This is a genomic window from Phyllobacterium sp. K27, from assembly GCF_054796155.1.
Genome location: NZ_CM139240.1, coordinates 2,534,657 through 2,550,478, shown reverse-complemented (window position 1 = coordinate 2,550,478; position 15,822 = coordinate 2,534,657). Strand labels below are relative to the sequence as shown.

The window sequence follows — 15,822 nt, the reverse complement described above, 5'->3', positions numbered from 1 at the left end:
GGCCAATGATACGACCATAAACCCGATAACAAAACGACTTCGTTGCAAGCAGGATTGCCATGAAAAACCTCATCACCCAAATCTTCACATGGTGGAACGGTCAGACTATCGGCACGCGTTTCTTTACATGGCGCAAGGGCACGAAAGTCGGCGAAGACCAGTTTGGTAATGTCTATTACGAAGGTACATTCGACTCAGAAGGGCGCAAACGCCGCTGGGTGATTTATAACGGATATGCAGAAGCTTCTGCTATTCCTGCAGGCTGGCATGGTTGGATGCACCACCGGGTTGCGACCGCGCCTTCACAGGAAGACTACAAACCGCACCCATGGGAAAAGAATCATCAGCAAAATATGACGGGTTCTTCAGCTGCATACCGGCCAAAAGGCTCCATTGCCCATGGGGATAATCGACCAACTGTTACTGGCGATTACGATGCTTGGACACCGGGCAATTAGGCTGATTTTTTGTCGCCACAATTAATCTTTATCGACGAAGGGGAAATCGCACCCTTTGTCGTACCCGCTAAACCGGAAGTGAAATGATCCGTCAGACCCAGTTCTTTCCCTTCTCCCAAGGTCAAATTGTCATCGGACTGTTTGCTTGTATCGCTGCGTTTACAAGTTTTACGACTAATGGTTTGGCTCAAGAAAAAATCGCCAACCCAGTTGCGGTCTTTTCCGGCCTCGACAAGATTACCGGCCGGATCACAACATTTGACGTCTACATCAACGAGACAGTACAGTTCGGTGCGCTGCAATTGACGCCGCGCGTTTGCTACACGCGTCCCGATACGGAAGCGCCAAAAACGGATACCTTCGTTGAAGTTGACGAGATCACACTCGACCGGAAAATTCGCAAGATTTTTTCTGGCTGGATGTTCGCCGATAGCCCGGGGCTGAACGCTGTCGAGCACCCGGTCTACGATGTCTGGCTAAAATCTTGCAAGCAGAAGTCGGACATACCTGCGCCCGACAAAAGCTGATCTACGTACCGCTTACGTCGGCTTTGCGCAGTTAACGATCCACGGCGTACCGAAGCGGTCCGTAAACATGGCGAACTGCTGAGCCCATGATGTTTCACTCAGCGGCATCACAATGCTTTCCGCATCCTTTGAAAGGTCTGCAAATAGACGTTTTGCTTCGTCAGGAGTATCGACATTGATCGCGACCGTCATGCCCTGTGCTTTTTGAAAATAGGGCGGTGGGGCATCCGAGCCCATCAAAACGTTGTCACCTATGGTCAACAGAGCGTGCATGACATTCTTTGCCGATTCGGGCGGAAAGTCCCCGCCCTCCGGCATTTCATCATAACGGATAATCGCTTCTATCTTGCCGCCAAGGACACTTTCATAGAACTTGAAAGCCTCTTCGCATTTTCCATTGAAATTGAGATAAGCATTGATTTTCATCACAGTTCTCCTGTTTGGGCCATTCCCGACCAAAGGACGAATGAAAAACTATAAATGCTACTCTGTAACGAAAATATTTTTTGGTCAAAACTCAGCAGGCTGGGTGAGGGCATTCTCCAGCATCTGCTGGTACTGGCGGCGCGGTACCTCAACCGCGCCAAAGGACGCAAGATGGTCAGTGTTAAACTGTGTATCCAGCAGCGTGAAGTTCTTCTCGATCAAATGGCTAACCAGATGAACGAGGCAGACCTTAGAAGCATCGCGTTTTCGCGAGAACATGCTTTCGCCAAAGAATGCCGAGCCAAGAGATATTCCGTAAAGGCCACCGACGAGTTGATTATCGAGCCAGGCTTCAACCGTATGGCAATAACCAAGCTTGAATAGCTTGCCATAGGCTTCGCGAATTGGTTGGTTTATCCACGTACGGGCACGCTCACCACTGCCGCTTGCGCAACCATTAATCACGCCTTCGAAATCAGTATCGTAGCGAACATCGAACACCGCCTTACGCACCGTCTTGCGCAGGCTACGTGATACGTGGAAATTTTCGAACGGGATTATACCGCGTTTTTCGGGACGTACCCAGAAAACTTCCGGATTGTTCGCCTCTTCTGCCATGGGAAAGACCCCGGTTGCATAGGCGCGAAGCAGCAATTCGGGGTCCAGTACAGACGTATTATCCGGGTTACGCCCCGCCATTCATAAAGCCTTGAATTATTCTTCGGCTGCTTGAGCATCACCAGCCAGATATTTTTCCAGCCAGTGAATATCATAGTCCCCATTAGCGATGTCAGGATGGTTGATCAAATCCTGAAACAGGGGCAGCGTCGTCTTCACGCCATCAACGACGAATTCGTCGAGAGCACGGCGAAGACGCATCATGCATTCGACGCGGTTACGACCATGTACAATAAGCTTGCCGATAAGACTGTCGTAATATGGTGGAATTTTATAGCCCGTATAGACACCTGAATCGACACGGATACCAAGACCGCCCGGCGTGTGCCAATGGGTGATCTTGCCAGGAGATGGCGTGAATGTTCGCGGATCTTCTGCGTTGATCCGGCATTCAATAGCATGGCCGGAAAAGCGGATATCTTCTTGCTTCACTGAAAGGCCACCACCGGAAGCAACGCGTATCTGCTCGTGAACAAGATCGATGCCGGTAATGGCTTCCGTCACGGGATGCTCAACCTGAAGACGCGTGTTCATCTCAATGAAATAGAACTCGCCGTTTTCGTAAAGGAACTCGATCGTACCTGCACCGCGGTAGCCCATGTCGGCCATAGCATTGGCGCAGATCATCCCGATTTTTTCGCGAGCATCTGAATTGAGAGCGGGAGAATTCGCTTCCTCCCACACCTTCTGGTGACGGCGTTGCAACGAGCAGTCACGTTCACCCAGATGCACGGCATTACCGAAGCCATCACCCATGATCTGAACTTCGATGTGGCGAGGTTTCTGTAGATACTTTTCGATATAGACTGCATCATCGCCAAAAGCCGCGCCAGCTTCGCTGCGTGCAGTCGACAGGGCAACGGAAAGTTCATCCTCGTTTAGTGCGACCTTCATACCGCGACCACCACCACCGGCCGAGGCCTTGATGATCACTGGATAACCGATCTCGGCGCAAATACGCGCTGCTTCAGCATCATCGGTCACGCCACCATCAGAGCCAGGGACGACTGGAATGCCAAGGCGCTTTGCAGTGCGTTTAGCTTCAATCTTATCACCCATGACTCGTATGTGGGCGGCGGTGGGGCCGATAAAGGTAATATTGTGCGCTTCAAGAATTTCTGCGAATTTTGCATTCTCCGACAGAAAGCCATAGCCGGGGTGAATTGCATCCGCGCCGGTTATTTCGCAAGCAGCTACAATCTGATGAATATTCAGATAGCTATCGCGCGAAGGGGGTGGACCAATACAGACGCTTTCGTCGGCGAGGCGTACGTGCATGGCATCCGCATCGGCAGTGGAGTGGACGGCGACCGTCTGAATGCCAAGCTCTTTGCACGCGCGAAGGACGCGCAGGGCAATTTCACCGCGATTGGCTATGAGTATTTTCTGAAACATTGCGCTCTCGATCTAATAACGGTTCCGTCTATTCGATAACGACCAGAAACTCGCCATACTCAACTGGTTGGCTGTCTGAAACGAGGATCGCGGTGACCGTGCCGGCGCGCGGCGAGGCAATCTGGTTCATCGTCTTCATGGCTTCGATGATTAGAAGCGTCTGGCCTTCCTTGACCTGGGTACCAACCTCAATGAACGCGCGAGCGCCAGGGGCCGGGGACAGATATACGGTGCCAACCATGGGGGAGGGAACTGCATTCTTTGATGGGTCGCTGGCCGGAGCGACGGGCGCTGGTGCAGAAGCGGCAGGTGCTGCTGCAGCAGGTGCTTGGGCTTGCGCATAAACAGGAGCGCTCGCCTGCATTGTTATTTGCCGCGACACGCGAATGCGAAGATCGCCCTGTTCAATTTCAATATCTGTAAGATCCGTATCGTTCAGGATTTCCGCAAGATCGCGGATCATGACCTTATCGATCCCGTTGGTTTTGGTAGCCATGCTTTTTCAAGCCCCTTATTGCTGTTTGGCGAATGCCGATTACTGCGGCGCCAGCTTGATGAGTGCGCGTAGACCCATGACATAGCCATCAACTCCGAAGCCACATAGCACCCCTTTGGCCAAAGAGGAAACGTAAGAGTGATGGCGGAATGACTCGCGCGCGTGAATATTTGAAATATGGACTTCGACCAGAGTAACCCCGGCAGCACGAATAGCATCGTGTAGCGCCATGGAAGTATGGGTGTAGGCGGCAGGATTAATCAGCACCAAAGCACGGCGCTCTCCTGCTTCCTGAATCCAGTTTACCAGATCACCTTCGTGATTGGATTGGCGAAACTCAATGTCGACACCGAGAACCTCGCCCTCCGCCCGGCACAAAGCCTCGATATCGCTCAATGTCGTCGCACCATAAATCCCGGGTTCACGCTTTCCCAGCATGTTGAGATTTGGGCCGTTGAGGATGAAGACTTGTTGTTTCATGTTTACCGGGCAGGTTGAAAGGTTCTGGTCCCATATAGACGGCTTATGGCCACGCGGAAAGCCTGCAAATACGCCTTATTGCTTGTCCACAATTCGTTTTGGCAAGAAGCAACAACTATTTGTTGCGAATGTGGCTGATTTTCTCCGCCAGTGCATCGGCACCCAAAGCCCCGGGCACCACTTCATTGCCTATAATATAAGAGGGAGTGCCGGTAATGCTCAGGCTTTGTGCCAACTCGAAATTGGTGCGAAAAGCGTTTGCAATCTCGGGCTGCTTCATCGTTTCACGCATTTTGGCCTCGTCGGCTCCCAATTTGATGGCGATTGCCATTGCCGATTCTTCTGTCGCACGCCCTTCCGTCCCAAGGAGATCCCGATGGAATTCCAGGTATTTTTCGGGCATCAATGTTTTGAAAGACTTGGCAACAAGATGAGCTCGTGTGGAATCAGGGCCAAGAATTGGAAATTCTTTCATAACGAACCTTAGATTGGGATCGCTCTTAAGCAGGGCATCCATATCTGGCAGGGCCCTTTTACAATAGCCGCAATTGTAGTCGAAAAACTCCACTATTGTTACGTCGCCATTGGGATTTCCGAAAACCGCGTCCATAGGTGATTGAAAGATCTTGTCTTTATTTTCACTGATGATCTCGGTGGAAGCTTCCTGCTGAGCCGCTTCCTGCTTTTCGTTGAGTGCTGTTTGAACCTCGATCATGACCTCCGGATTGTTAATCAGGTAGCTTCTGACGATCCCCTCAATCTCTGTCCGGTCGATTGCCGGTGCAGCAATGGTCACCGGTTCAGGCGCAGCGCGGGCCACATCCGACCGACCAGCCTGATAACCAAGTGCCACAGCGCCGACACCGATAAGCCCGGCAGCAATGCCGATGAGTGGGGCTTTTGTCATATTATCGATCCTTTTCAATAGATTGGCAGGCAATCATTTTTTCTTGCTGCGCTTGGCATTAATTATGTCTTGCGCCTGTATCCACTCGGGTGATCCCTTTGGCAAGGCGCGTTGAGCGCGGATTGCAAAGATTTGGGCATCTTGAATTTTCCCTGAGTAGTATTTTTCCTCGGCACTCGCCAAGTCAGAACGTGCTTTATCGCCAAGTTGCCCGTAAGCCTGCGCCAGATAAGCATAGCCTGTAGGAGATTCCCGATCTCGGTTGATGCTTGCCTTCAACTCACTCACTGCGGTTTTAAGATTGTCCGGTTTGCCCGTAAGCATGAGCGTGCGACCGTAATTCATCCGGATCAGGCTGGATTTTCTCGGATCCAAACTGCTAGCTCTTCGAAAAGCTTTCGCTGCCTGGTCAAGCCTTTTTTGCTTTAACAATATCTCGCCGCGGATTTCTTCGAAATATGGATTCTTTGGTTGTTGTTTGATCAAGGCGTCGATCTTGCCAAGTGCAGATTCTGTAGAGCCATTGAGAAAGGTCGCAATGGCGTCACCATAGCGCGCCCCAATATTAGTCGGGTCTTTGCGGAATGTTTGGAGTACTCTGGCTCCTCCGCTTGTATAGGCGGCAATTTTGCCGCGCATAAGATCATGCCGTTGCTGTAGCGCTGGGCTGTCTTTTTTGTCGAAATTCGGACTTGCCCGTGCCAATGTCTCAAGATTTGCTATGCGCTCACGCGGCATTGGATGGCTGATACGATATGGATCAACGCGCGTTCCTGTGAGCGACAAGGCATTTGAGAAACGCTCAAATGTCGTCAACATGCCTTTGGCGGATTGGCCGGTATTTGCCAGATAGGTAATAGCAGAACGGTCGGCGGTCATTTCTTCGGTACGCTGGTAATTTAGTAAATTACGCATTGCAGCCTCCGGAGCACCCATGGCAAGACCACCACCAGCCTGCGCCAAACCACTTTGCTTGCTGGCAGCACCGGCAACCGCAGCGCCGATGCCCAGCAACCCGGCAACTACGGCCATTGTCCTTGCTGCCGCAAGTTGTTCGCGCAGTTTGAATTGATGGCCACCGGCAAGATGACCTGCCTCGTGAGCCAACACGCCAATGATTTCGTTGGGTGTTTCCGCTTCAAGCAACGCACCGGTATTGATGAAAATACGCCGACCATCCACAAATGCATTGAAGCTGGGACTATTGACCAGAACGATTTTGATGGATTGTTTGCCAAGGCCAGCTGCCTTGATGATGGGGGCGGCATAGTCGGTCACCAGCGCCTCGATCTCAGCATCGCGAACGATCGGCACAGAGGACGATTGAGCGAAGGAAGTGCCTGTCGGAACAACGCACAGCGCACAGGCAGTAATTGCGGCGATGGCTCCACGCACCAAACTTGCGAAAGACCCAAACGAAACTGTCTTTTGTAATACGGTCATGTCTATTCGTACCCAAATCAATCTTTGAATGAAAGAGTACTTCCAAAAGCTCCTTGAAATGTGAAAAGACGGTTTATACAGGCAAAATTTGGATGTTCTCAAAACAAAAAATGCCAAAAACATAGAAAAACCGGCTAGCAGCCGGTTTTTCATTTTCAATAATGCAGGATTTCCTAGAAGAAACCCTTCTTTTGCCACCAGCCTTTTTTGGGTGCTGGTTCATTATCGGCATTCTTGTCTTTTCCGGTCGAGGTTATAACAGGCGCGCTATCCTCAACTTTCTTACGTGCGGGTTTAGCCTCAACGACTGGTTCCGTTGAAGGCTCGATCTTTGGCTCTGTTGCTTCGACTATCGGTGCGGCAACTACGTCTTCATCAACTACAGCAGTTTCAGTCTTTTTAGCAGATTTGCGCGGCGCACGCTTTGGTTTGGCCGGAGCTTTTTCAGGCGCCTCGGCGACAGCAGTTGCTACTTCAGCCTTCTCAGCGCTGGCTTTGGCACGGGAACGACGCTTGGCTGGGGCTTTGACAGGTGTTTCTTCAACAGGAGCTGCTTCAGCAGCTATTGCCTCTGGGACCTCTGTTACCACAACCGGAGCCTCGGCAATCGCAGCCGAAACATCTGCAAGCTTGGCTTTGGAGAAGTCGGGAAGAGGGATCGAGACAAAAACGGGCTCGGCATCTGGCACTGCATTCACAACATTGCGGTTTGCGTCGTCACCGCCTTCAAAACGCTTGTTCTTGCGACCGCCGCGACGTCCGCGCCGACGCTTTTTGCGACGTTCATTTTCTTCCTCGCGAGCTGCCGCTTGAGCAGCATTCTCACCCTCTACAGGAGGTTGTTCTGCATCATCGGAGTCGTCGTCGCCGACCAACTGGTCATTTTGCTCAGAACTGGCGTTTTCATGACGGTCGCGACCGCCGCGCCGCCGCCGCTTGCGCTTGCGCTTGCGTGATGCATCATCTTCTGAACGCGAAGTTTCAGTTGATGCGGTCTCTGCCTCGTCATCAATATCCTCGATAACCGGATCACTCTCATCAAAATCTTCAGCGATACCAAGTGATTGCGTTTCCGAGAGAGGCACAATTGGACCAAGTGCCAAAGAGCCCTTATCGATAGCAAAATGCTGAGCACCAACACCATCATCGGCCTCAATGCTTATGGTCAAACCAAAGCGATTTTCTAGATCTGCAAGATTTTGACGTTTCTGATTCAACACATAAAGTGCCGTTGCAACTGTTGTGCGGACAACGATGTTGTTCTGTGAATGGCGCAGCAGGTATTCCTCGATCGAACGCATCACATGAAGCGCTATAGATGAGGCGGAGCGAACGTGACCCGTGCCGCCGCACATGGCGCAGACCTGCGTTGTGCTCTCCAAAACACTGGCGCGGATGCGCTGGCGGGACATTTCGAGTAGTCCGAAATGCGAGATGCGACCAACCTGAATACGGGCACGATCATCTTTAAGACAATCCTTCATCCGCTTCTCAACCGCGCGATTGTTGCGGTTTTCTTCCATATCGATGAAGTCAATAACGATAAGACCGGCAAGGTCGCGTAGACGCAACTGGCGTGCTATTTCATCCGCCGCTTCCAGGTTTGTCTGGAGCGCTGTGTCTTCAATCGAATGTTCTCGGGTTGAACGGCCCGAATTGACGTCAATCGCGACCAGAGCTTCCGTCTGGTTGATGATAATGTAACCGCCCGATTTCAATGTAACCTGCGGTTGCAGCATGCGGTCAAGCTGCGCCTCAATTCCATTGCGGGCAAAGATTGGCGTCAGATCACGATAAGGCTGGACAACCTTCGCATGGCTCGGCATGAGCATGCGCATGAAATCCTTGGCTTCGCGATAGCCGTTTTCACCAGCGACTTGAATTTCAGTAATGTCCTTATTGTAAAGGTCCCGGATCGAGCGCTTGATCAGGCTGCCTTCCTCATAAACGAGGGTAGGGGCGCTGGATGCTAAGGTAAGACTGCGCACATTTTCCCAAAGGCGCATCAGATATTCATAGTCGCGCTTGACTTCAGGCTTTGTGCGCATGGCACCGGCGGTACGTAGGATAACACCCATGCCTTTCGGCACTTCCAGATCCTTCACGATATCCTTCAGCCGCTTGCGATCCTGTATGCTGGTGATCTTGCGCGAAATACCGCCGCCACGGGCTGTATTCGGCATAAGCACTGAGTAACGACCGGCGAGCGACAGGTAAGTTGTAAGGGCAGCGCCTTTGTTGCCGCGCTCTTCCTTGACGACCTGCACGAGCAGTATCTGGCGGCGCTTGATAACATCCTGAATATTATACTGGCGGCGCTGGAAACGCTGATGCGTTGGAACTTCCTCCATTGCGTCTTCAGCGCCCACGGACTCAACTTCGTCAAGCTCGTCGGGTGATTCTTCCTTGTCGTCGTTCGAGCGGTTGCGTGAACGTCTGGAGCGCGTTTGACCACCTTCCGATTCCACGATCTTGTCGTCATCGTCAGACGTGTCATCCAAGTCAGATTGGACCGCTTCTGAAATGACGTCCGTCTCAACGGCTGCGGCCATTGTCTGGCCATTGCCGTCATTGTCTTCCGGATCGATGAAGGGTTGTTCTGCTGTTTCAGAGACATTGGCGTCGTCAAGAGCAACAGGGTTATCATCCGAATCTGCAGAGTCGAGCTTTACAGCATCATCACCTTGGCGCGAACCGCGGCGCCCGCGCCGCCGATTGCGCGAGCCGCGATCACTGCGATCACGCGTGCGCTGTTCACTGATGTGCTCTTCGTGATCTTCATCCTGACTGGCAGCTTCTGCTTCCGCCTCGATGAGCGCCTGACGGTCTGCAACCGGAATCTGGTAATAGTCAGGATGGATTTCGCTGAACGCAAGAAAGCCATGGCGATTACCGCCATACTCGACAAAAGCTGCCTGAAGAGATGGCTCTACGCGCGTTACACGCGCCAGATAGATATTACCTTTGATTTGCTTCTTATGTTCCGATTCGAAATCAAATTCTTCAATTCGATTGCCGCGAACCACGACAACCCGTGTCTCCTCCTGGTGGGAGGCGTCGATTAGCATTTTGTCCGACATTATATCTGTTCTCCCCGGCTAAAACGCTGGCAACGCCAAACGACCAAGATGCCCGTAAGGCTCTTGACGTAGCGTGTTCACATTTGCCGGATATATTAAAGTTCGCAGGAACAGACAGAACTGGCGTCGCGCGAAGCTGCCCTGGGGCAGCCGCGGCTTGCAAGCCGGTTATGATACTGTCTGTTACAAACATTCCTGTTCCTGACGAAACGACCTCATGAATGGCACGCTTTCACGCTGTGCCGACCCGTTACTGCGTCGTGCGTCCTTAAACGCACTAAGGACGCAGTAACAAACTTAAGTTTCTGCATGATTCAAAAATCGAAGATTTTTGGACCATGCGGTAACACCCCTTTGATAGGGCTGGCGTGATGCGCCTTGTCCGGGCGAACTGCCGTTCACAAAAGCGCTACAGACAATCCCTGTCCGCACGCGCCAAATTCTTTTTCGGTCAGCCACAGCGAAATCGCTATCGCCACTCCAGATCATGTACCTTTTGTCATCCGGTCAGTAGCCGTGACATTAAAGTTCGTGATTCCAAGGGGCATGAAACTAACCCACCTTTGCTTTTAGGAGGTGTGCTGCCTTATGACAAGGGCTTCTTCATAATCGTGTCATTCTGGTGTCCGGAAGACGCCTCTGTAAGACAATATTAACCATGGTTCCCTACCTAATAATCATAGGACGTCGCCCGTGCGGGGTGCAACTACGTGCCTGATCTGATACAGAAGACGCGCCTGTAGGGATATTCATCCCAACTGGTCTCGATCGGTAAAGAGATGAATGTGATCTGTCGGATAGTTTTGGCTGCATTTGCGGGCTTGTTCGTTTTGACATCGGCGATTGGAGGGTCTTATGCGTCCGATGGATTGGCTGCGCTGACCTATCAGGCCGCCGGCGATGAACTGCGTACACGCATTGTCATCAACTTCGACCGTGAGCCCGACATATCGACCATGCTGCTCGATCATCCGCATAGGCTTGTTGTGGACATGCCCAAGACAGTTTTCGCCTTCGACAAAAAATCCGTTGAGCCGCGGGGCCTTGTGGATGATGTGCGCTATGGAATGCTCGATTCGGAGCGTTCCCGGCTTATTTTCTCGCTCAAGGGACCATTTGCTGTAGAGCGCATCGACGTTATCAAGAATGACAATAGTCCCGGCTACCGGATGGTTGCCGATCTTATTGCATCGTCGGACAGAAAATTTACTGAGGATCTAAGGACACAGAACGCCACCACCGCGTCTACTGAGAGTACTCCAACGCGGGACAGGATCGCATCGTCAACGCACGAAGAAAAGAGCAAGGCACCGAAACCGTTTACTGTCGTCATTGATCCCGGACATGGTGGTATCGATAGCGGTGCTGAAAGCGTGAGCGGCATCATGGAGAAGAGCGTTACGCTAATGTTTGCCCAGCAGTTGCGCGACGAGCTTGCCAAAATCCCTGGCCTGCGCATTGAAATGACCAGAACGGACGACACGTTTCTGCGCCTTACGGAACGCGTTCGGATTGCACGCCAGTATGAAGCAGATCTGTTTATATCACTGCATGCGGATACGATTAATCGAGGCAGTATTCGCGGCGCCACGGTTTACACTGTTTCTGACAAGGCTTCAGATGCCGAATCACGCGCCATGGCTGACCGTGAGAACCGGGCCGATGCGGTGGCAGGTATTGCGTTTGACAGTGAGACGCCGGAAATTGCCGATATTCTTATGGACCTGACACGACGCGAAACCCATAATTTCTCGCTGCGTTTCGCCAAGAATGTGGTAAGTTCGCTCAAAAAAGACGTGAACATGATCAATAATCCGCACAGATTTGCAGGGTTTCAAGTCTTGCGCGCGCCGGACGTGCCGTCTGTTCTGGTTGAAATCGGTTATCTCTCGAATGCTGAAGATGAAAAACTCATGCTTGATCCGGCGTGGCGCACACATGTGGCAACAAGACTTGCAACAGCTGTCGCTGAGTTTTCAGGATTAAAGACGGTCGGCGCGCAAAATTAGAGCTGGCCAGTTCATTAATGCGTGCGTTGCCGAAACTCCACAATTAGTATTTAAATTGTGAATGCAGATGGGTTGTCCTTGCCTTTGTCACATTTGTCGCCCAATTGCGTCAGCTACATCCGGCTTTCGTCAATGTGATACCGGATATGGAAAACCCTTCGGGGGCTGGTGTTTTCTGTGACGCGACCTGCACGACTTCAAATGCAGTATTGTTAAATGCCAACTGGGTAAAATGGATTCCGCATACAAATGATACGCTTGATCGGATATTTTTTCGGAATCGGCACTGTGATGGCGCTATTGGGTGCTGCAGGCGTGGCTCTTTACGTTGTCAGTATTTCGAAAGATTTGCCGGACTACGAAGTTCTGGCAAAATATGAACCTCCTGTTATGACGCGGGTTCACTCTTCCGACGGACAACTTATGGCAGAATTTGCCCGCGAGCGCCGGTTATACTTGCCAATTCAGGCAGTTCCGGATCGAGTGAAGGCGGCCTTTATCTCTGCCGAGGACAAGAATTTCTACCAGCATCCCGGTGTTGATATCAGCGGCTTGGCCCGTGCGGTCGTGGTAAACATTCAGAATTGGGGATCGCGCCGTCCCGTTGGTGCCTCAACCATCACCCAGCAGGTTGCGAAGAACTTTCTTTTAAGTAACGATCAGACCATTGGCCGAAAGGTCAAGGAGGCCATCCTTTCATTCCGTATTGAGCAAGCCTATTCGAAGGACCGCATTTTAGAGCTTTATCTCAACGAGATTTTCTTCGGTCTAAACTCTTACGGCATTGCCGGCGCAGCACTGACCTACTACAACAAGTCAGTCAATGAACTGACTATTGCGCAGGCAGCCTATCTTGCCGCCCTGCCAAAGGGTCCTTCCAATTATCATCCTTTCCGCCAGCCAGATCGCGCAATTGAACGGCGTAACTGGGTTATCGATCGCATGGCCGAGAATGGTTATATAACTGCGGAAGAGGCCAAGGAAGCAAAGGCCGAGCCGCTGGGTGTAACGCCACGACATACAGGCAATTACCTCTTTGCGTCGGAGTATTTCACTGAAGAAGTGCGCCGCCAGATCATTCAGCGTTATGGCGAGAACGCATTGTACGAGGGCGGGCTTTCTGTCCGTACGACCCTCGATCCGAAAATGCAGGTTCAGGCGCGCGCTGCATTACAGCAAGGCCTCTTCAAATTTGATGAAGGCAAAGGTTATCGCGGTGCATACAAGACCATCTCGACTGCGGGTGATTGGGGCATTCCACTTTCCGAGATCAAAGAGTTTTCAGATGTTCCCGATTGGAAGCTAGCCGTTATTCTGGAAGTGACTGCGCAGCAGGCGGTTATCGGTTTGCGACCGGCGCTGGATGCATCTGGCAAAGTTGTACAGGAGCGCAAGCAGGGCACAATCGCTGCTGACGATATCAAGTGGGCGTTCCGTGTAATAGACGGTGACAAGCGCACCACCGTCAAATCGCTCGAAGACGTGTTCAAAGTCGGCGATGTTGTATTTGTGCAGAAGAAGGAAGGCAGCGAGACGGAATTTGACCTGCATCAAATTCCCAAGATCGAAGGTGGTGCTGTTGCCATGGATCCGCACACAGGGCGTGTCCTTGCAATGGTTGGCGGTTTCTCCTTCACTCAGTCAGAGTTCAATCGCGCCACGCAGGCCATGCGTCAGCCAGGTTCTTCCTTCAAGCCGTTTGTTTACGCAGCGGCGCTCGATAATGGATATACACCTGCTTCCGTGGTTCTCGATGGCCCAATCTCGGTTGACCAAGGTGGTAGCCTTGGCGTTTGGGCGCCAAAGAACTACAGCGGCAAATTTGCCGGACCATCGACCCTGCGCTACGGCATTGAACAGTCCCGTAACTTGATGACTGTCCGTCTCGCTCAGGACATGGGCATGAAGCTCGTCGCCGAATATGCCGAACGCTTTGGCATCTATGACAAGATGCTGCCGGTTCTGGCAATGTCACTCGGATCGGGTGAAACCACTGTGCTACGCATGGTGACTGGCTATTCGATCATCGCCAATGGTGGCCGCAAAATCACGCCGTCTATGGTTGACCGCATTCAGGATCGGTACGGCAAGACGGTCTTTAAACATGACGAGCGAAAGTGCGAAAAGTGCGTCGCCGAAGAATGGCATGGTCAGGATGAACCGGAACTGATTGATGATCGCGATCAGGTACTCGATCCAATGACCGCTTATCAGATCACTTCCATGATGGAGGGGGTGGTACAGCGCGGTACAGCGACTATCCTCAAAAGTTTGAACCGCCCGATCGCTGGTAAAACCGGCACCACGAATGATGAAAAAGATGCGTGGTTCATTGGATTTACACCTGATCTCGTTTTCGGCGTTTATCTTGGTTACGATAATCCGCAGCCTATGGGACATGGTTTTACAGGGAGCGGTCTTGCTGCTCCCGTATTCAAGGCTTTCGCTGAAGCTGCTTTGAAAGATCAAAGGTCTGTTGACTTCCGGGTGCCAGAGGGCATGACTTCGATTGCCATTGATCGAAAAACCGGTATGCGTGCCGCTGAAGGTGGTGCAAATGTGATTATGGAGCAGTTTAAACCAGGCACCGGACCAGCCGATAGTTATTCGGTTATTGGCATGGATACCTTCTCCGAAGGATCGCCTGTGGAAGTTCAGTCGCCTAATGTCAATCGCGCAATACAGGGCGGCGGCGGCGGTCTCTTCTGATTGCCATTCCGTTGAGACTTTACATCGCGCGGACCAGTCAATATGGTCCGCCGAAATTTGAATGAACTTTAAGGAATAACACCCCATGCGCGCCGAAATCGAGACGCTGGTCGATGAGATCAAGCAGGCCATAAGCCTGCTGAGGAGGCATCTTTGACTGGGATACTTCAATCAAACGCTTGGGCTATCTGAACCAGCTTGCTGAAGATCCAGCTCTATGGAATGACGCGCAGGAAGCACAAAAACTGATGCGTGAGCGCCAGCAGCTTGAAGACAGCATCAACTCCATTCGTACGCTGTCGCAAACACTCGAAGATAATATCGAGTTGATTGCCATGGGTGAAGAGGAGGGCGACAAGTCGATTGTTGACGAGGCTGAGGCCGCTATCCGCGACATTAAAACCGAGGTCGACAGACGGCAGATTGATACGCTTCTTTCAGGCGAAGCTGATGCCAACGACACCTATATCGAAGTACATTCCGGCGCCGGTGGTACGGAAAGCCAAGACTGGGCCAACATGCTTTTACGCATGTATACGCGTTGGGCTGAACGCAAGGGCTACAAGGTAGAATTGCTTGAAGTTCATTATGGAGAAGAAGCGGGCATCAAGTCTGCGACGATTCTCGTTAAGGGGCACAATGCCTATGGTCTGATGAAGACGGAATCCGGTGTGCATCGTCTGGTGCGCATCTCGCCTTACGATTCCAACGCGCGGCGACACACTTCGTTCTCCAGCATTTGGGTCTACCCCGTTGTTGACGATAATATCGATATCGCAGTCACGGAAGCGGACGTTCGTATCGATACATATCGCGCGTCAGGTGCCGGAGGCCAGCACGTCAATACGACCGATTCGGCGGTGCGTATTACGCATATAGCCACTGGAATTGTTGTGCAGTGTCAGGCTGAACGTTCGCAGCATAAAAACCGCGCAACGGCATGGTCAATGTTGCGCGCACGTCTTTATGAAGCCGAACTTGAGAAGCGCGAGCAGGCAGCCGACGCCATCTCTGCTTCAAAGACTGATATTGGCTGGGGACATCAAATTCGTTCTTATGTTCTTCAACCATACCAATTGGTCAAGGATCTGCGAACAGGTGTTGAAAGCACCAGCCCTCAGGACGTGCTGGACGGCGAAGTCGATATGTTCATGGAGGCCGCACTTGCGCACAGGGTCCACGGCACGGATGTTGAAGTAGAAGATATCGCCTAA

Annotated in this window: 12 protein-coding genes and 1 pseudogene; 5 read left to right on the top strand and 8 right to left on the bottom strand. The window is 51.8% G+C overall.

Annotated features, from left to right (window positions below):
* The first annotated feature begins 59 nt into the window (after window positions 1–59).
* Both ACYJL1_RS12450 and ACYJL1_RS12445 read left to right on the top strand, forming a co-directional pair.
* On the top strand, window positions 60–458 hold the full coding sequence (locus ACYJL1_RS12450) for an NADH:ubiquinone oxidoreductase subunit NDUFA12 (protein ID WP_460895678.1): 399 nt from the start codon (window positions 60–62) through the stop codon (window positions 456–458).
* 191 nt (window positions 459–649) lie between these two features.
* Window positions 650–985, top strand: a pseudogene (locus tag ACYJL1_RS12445) (DUF2155 domain-containing protein); the annotation flags it as partial.
* Window positions 986–997: 12 nt separating this feature from the next.
* On the opposite strand, the gene ACYJL1_RS12440 reads toward ACYJL1_RS12445, so the two are convergent.
* From ACYJL1_RS12440 to ACYJL1_RS12405, 8 genes are all read right to left on the bottom strand, one after another.
* Window positions 998–1,411, bottom strand: a complete 414-nt coding sequence (locus ACYJL1_RS12440; RefSeq protein WP_460895677.1) for a VOC family protein — start codon at window positions 1,409–1,411, stop codon at window positions 998–1,000.
* Between the two features lie 84 nt (window positions 1,412–1,495).
* Entirely contained in the window at window positions 1,496–2,110 is a 615-nt protein-coding gene (gene aat, locus ACYJL1_RS12435) for a leucyl/phenylalanyl-tRNA--protein transferase (RefSeq protein ID WP_460895676.1), read from the bottom strand.
* 15 nt (window positions 2,111–2,125) lie between these two features.
* Window positions 2,126–3,484 (bottom strand): acetyl-CoA carboxylase biotin carboxylase subunit, encoded by a 1,359-nt coding sequence (accC, locus tag ACYJL1_RS12430; RefSeq protein ID WP_460895675.1) that lies wholly within the window; start codon window positions 3,482–3,484, stop codon window positions 2,126–2,128.
* Window positions 3,485–3,512: 28 nt separating this feature from the next.
* Window positions 3,513–3,980: an acetyl-CoA carboxylase biotin carboxyl carrier protein gene (accB, locus tag ACYJL1_RS12425; RefSeq protein ID WP_460895674.1), complete on the bottom strand. Its 468-nt coding sequence runs from the start codon at window positions 3,978–3,980 to the stop codon at window positions 3,513–3,515.
* A gap of 39 nt (window positions 3,981–4,019) precedes the next feature.
* The gene (gene aroQ, locus ACYJL1_RS12420; protein ID WP_460895673.1) at window positions 4,020–4,460 is read right to left on the bottom strand and encodes a type II 3-dehydroquinate dehydratase; all 441 of its coding nucleotides are present in this window, start codon (window positions 4,458–4,460) and stop codon (window positions 4,020–4,022) included.
* Between the two features lie 115 nt (window positions 4,461–4,575).
* On the bottom strand, window positions 4,576–5,367 hold the full coding sequence (locus tag ACYJL1_RS12415) for a DsbA family protein (RefSeq protein ID WP_460895672.1): 792 nt from the start codon (window positions 5,365–5,367) through the stop codon (window positions 4,576–4,578).
* 33 nt (window positions 5,368–5,400) lie between these two features.
* Window positions 5,401–6,810, bottom strand: a complete 1,410-nt coding sequence (locus ACYJL1_RS12410) for a M48 family metalloprotease (RefSeq protein WP_460895671.1) — start codon at window positions 6,808–6,810, stop codon at window positions 5,401–5,403.
* A 173-nt stretch (window positions 6,811–6,983) separates the two neighbouring features.
* A complete protein-coding gene (locus ACYJL1_RS12405) occupies window positions 6,984–9,890 on the bottom strand; it encodes an Rne/Rng family ribonuclease (protein WP_460895670.1) in 2,907 nt (968 codons plus the stop codon).
* A 779-nt stretch (window positions 9,891–10,669) separates the two neighbouring features.
* Between ACYJL1_RS12405 and ACYJL1_RS12400 the strand changes: the two genes are divergently transcribed.
* From ACYJL1_RS12400 to prfB, 3 genes are all read left to right on the top strand, one after another.
* Entirely contained in the window at window positions 10,670–11,899 is a 1,230-nt protein-coding gene (locus ACYJL1_RS12400) for an N-acetylmuramoyl-L-alanine amidase (RefSeq protein ID WP_460895669.1), read from the top strand.
* Between the two features lie 249 nt (window positions 11,900–12,148).
* A complete protein-coding gene (locus tag ACYJL1_RS12395) occupies window positions 12,149–14,608 on the top strand; it encodes a penicillin-binding protein 1A (protein ID WP_460895668.1) in 2,460 nt (819 codons plus the stop codon).
* An 85-nt stretch (window positions 14,609–14,693) separates the two neighbouring features.
* Window positions 14,694–15,822, top strand: a protein-coding gene (gene prfB / locus ACYJL1_RS12390; RefSeq protein ID WP_460895667.1) for a peptide chain release factor 2 whose coding sequence is annotated in 2 segments (ribosomal slippage) — window positions 14,694–14,762 and window positions 14,764–15,822 — 1,128 coding nt in all. Because the reading frame shifts where the segments join, the coding sequence is not laid out codon by codon here.

Coding starts and splice junctions, on each gene's coding strand:
- aat (WP_460895676.1), bottom strand. CDS start 2,110: ATGGCGGGGCGTAACCCGGATAATACGTCTGTACTGGACCCCGAATTG.
- accB (WP_460895674.1), bottom strand. CDS start 3,980: ATGGCTACCAAAACCAACGGGATCGATAAGGTCATGATCCGCGATCTT.
- ACYJL1_RS12440 (WP_460895677.1), bottom strand. CDS start 1,411: ATGAAAATCAATGCTTATCTCAATTTCAATGGAAAATGCGAAGAGGCT.
- ACYJL1_RS12395 (WP_460895668.1), top strand. CDS start 12,149: ATGATACGCTTGATCGGATATTTTTTCGGAATCGGCACTGTGATGGCG.
- accC (WP_460895675.1), bottom strand. CDS start 3,484: ATGTTTCAGAAAATACTCATAGCCAATCGCGGTGAAATTGCCCTGCGC.
- ACYJL1_RS12405 (WP_460895670.1), bottom strand. CDS start 9,890: ATGTCGGACAAAATGCTAATCGACGCCTCCCACCAGGAGGAGACACGG.
- ACYJL1_RS12410 (WP_460895671.1), bottom strand. CDS start 6,810: ATGACCGTATTACAAAAGACAGTTTCGTTTGGGTCTTTCGCAAGTTTG.
- aroQ (WP_460895673.1), bottom strand. CDS start 4,460: ATGAAACAACAAGTCTTCATCCTCAACGGCCCAAATCTCAACATGCTG.
- ACYJL1_RS12450 (WP_460895678.1), top strand. CDS start 60: ATGAAAAACCTCATCACCCAAATCTTCACATGGTGGAACGGTCAGACT.
- ACYJL1_RS12400 (WP_460895669.1), top strand. CDS start 10,670: ATGAATGTGATCTGTCGGATAGTTTTGGCTGCATTTGCGGGCTTGTTC.
- ACYJL1_RS12415 (WP_460895672.1), bottom strand. CDS start 5,367: ATGACAAAAGCCCCACTCATCGGCATTGCTGCCGGGCTTATCGGTGTC.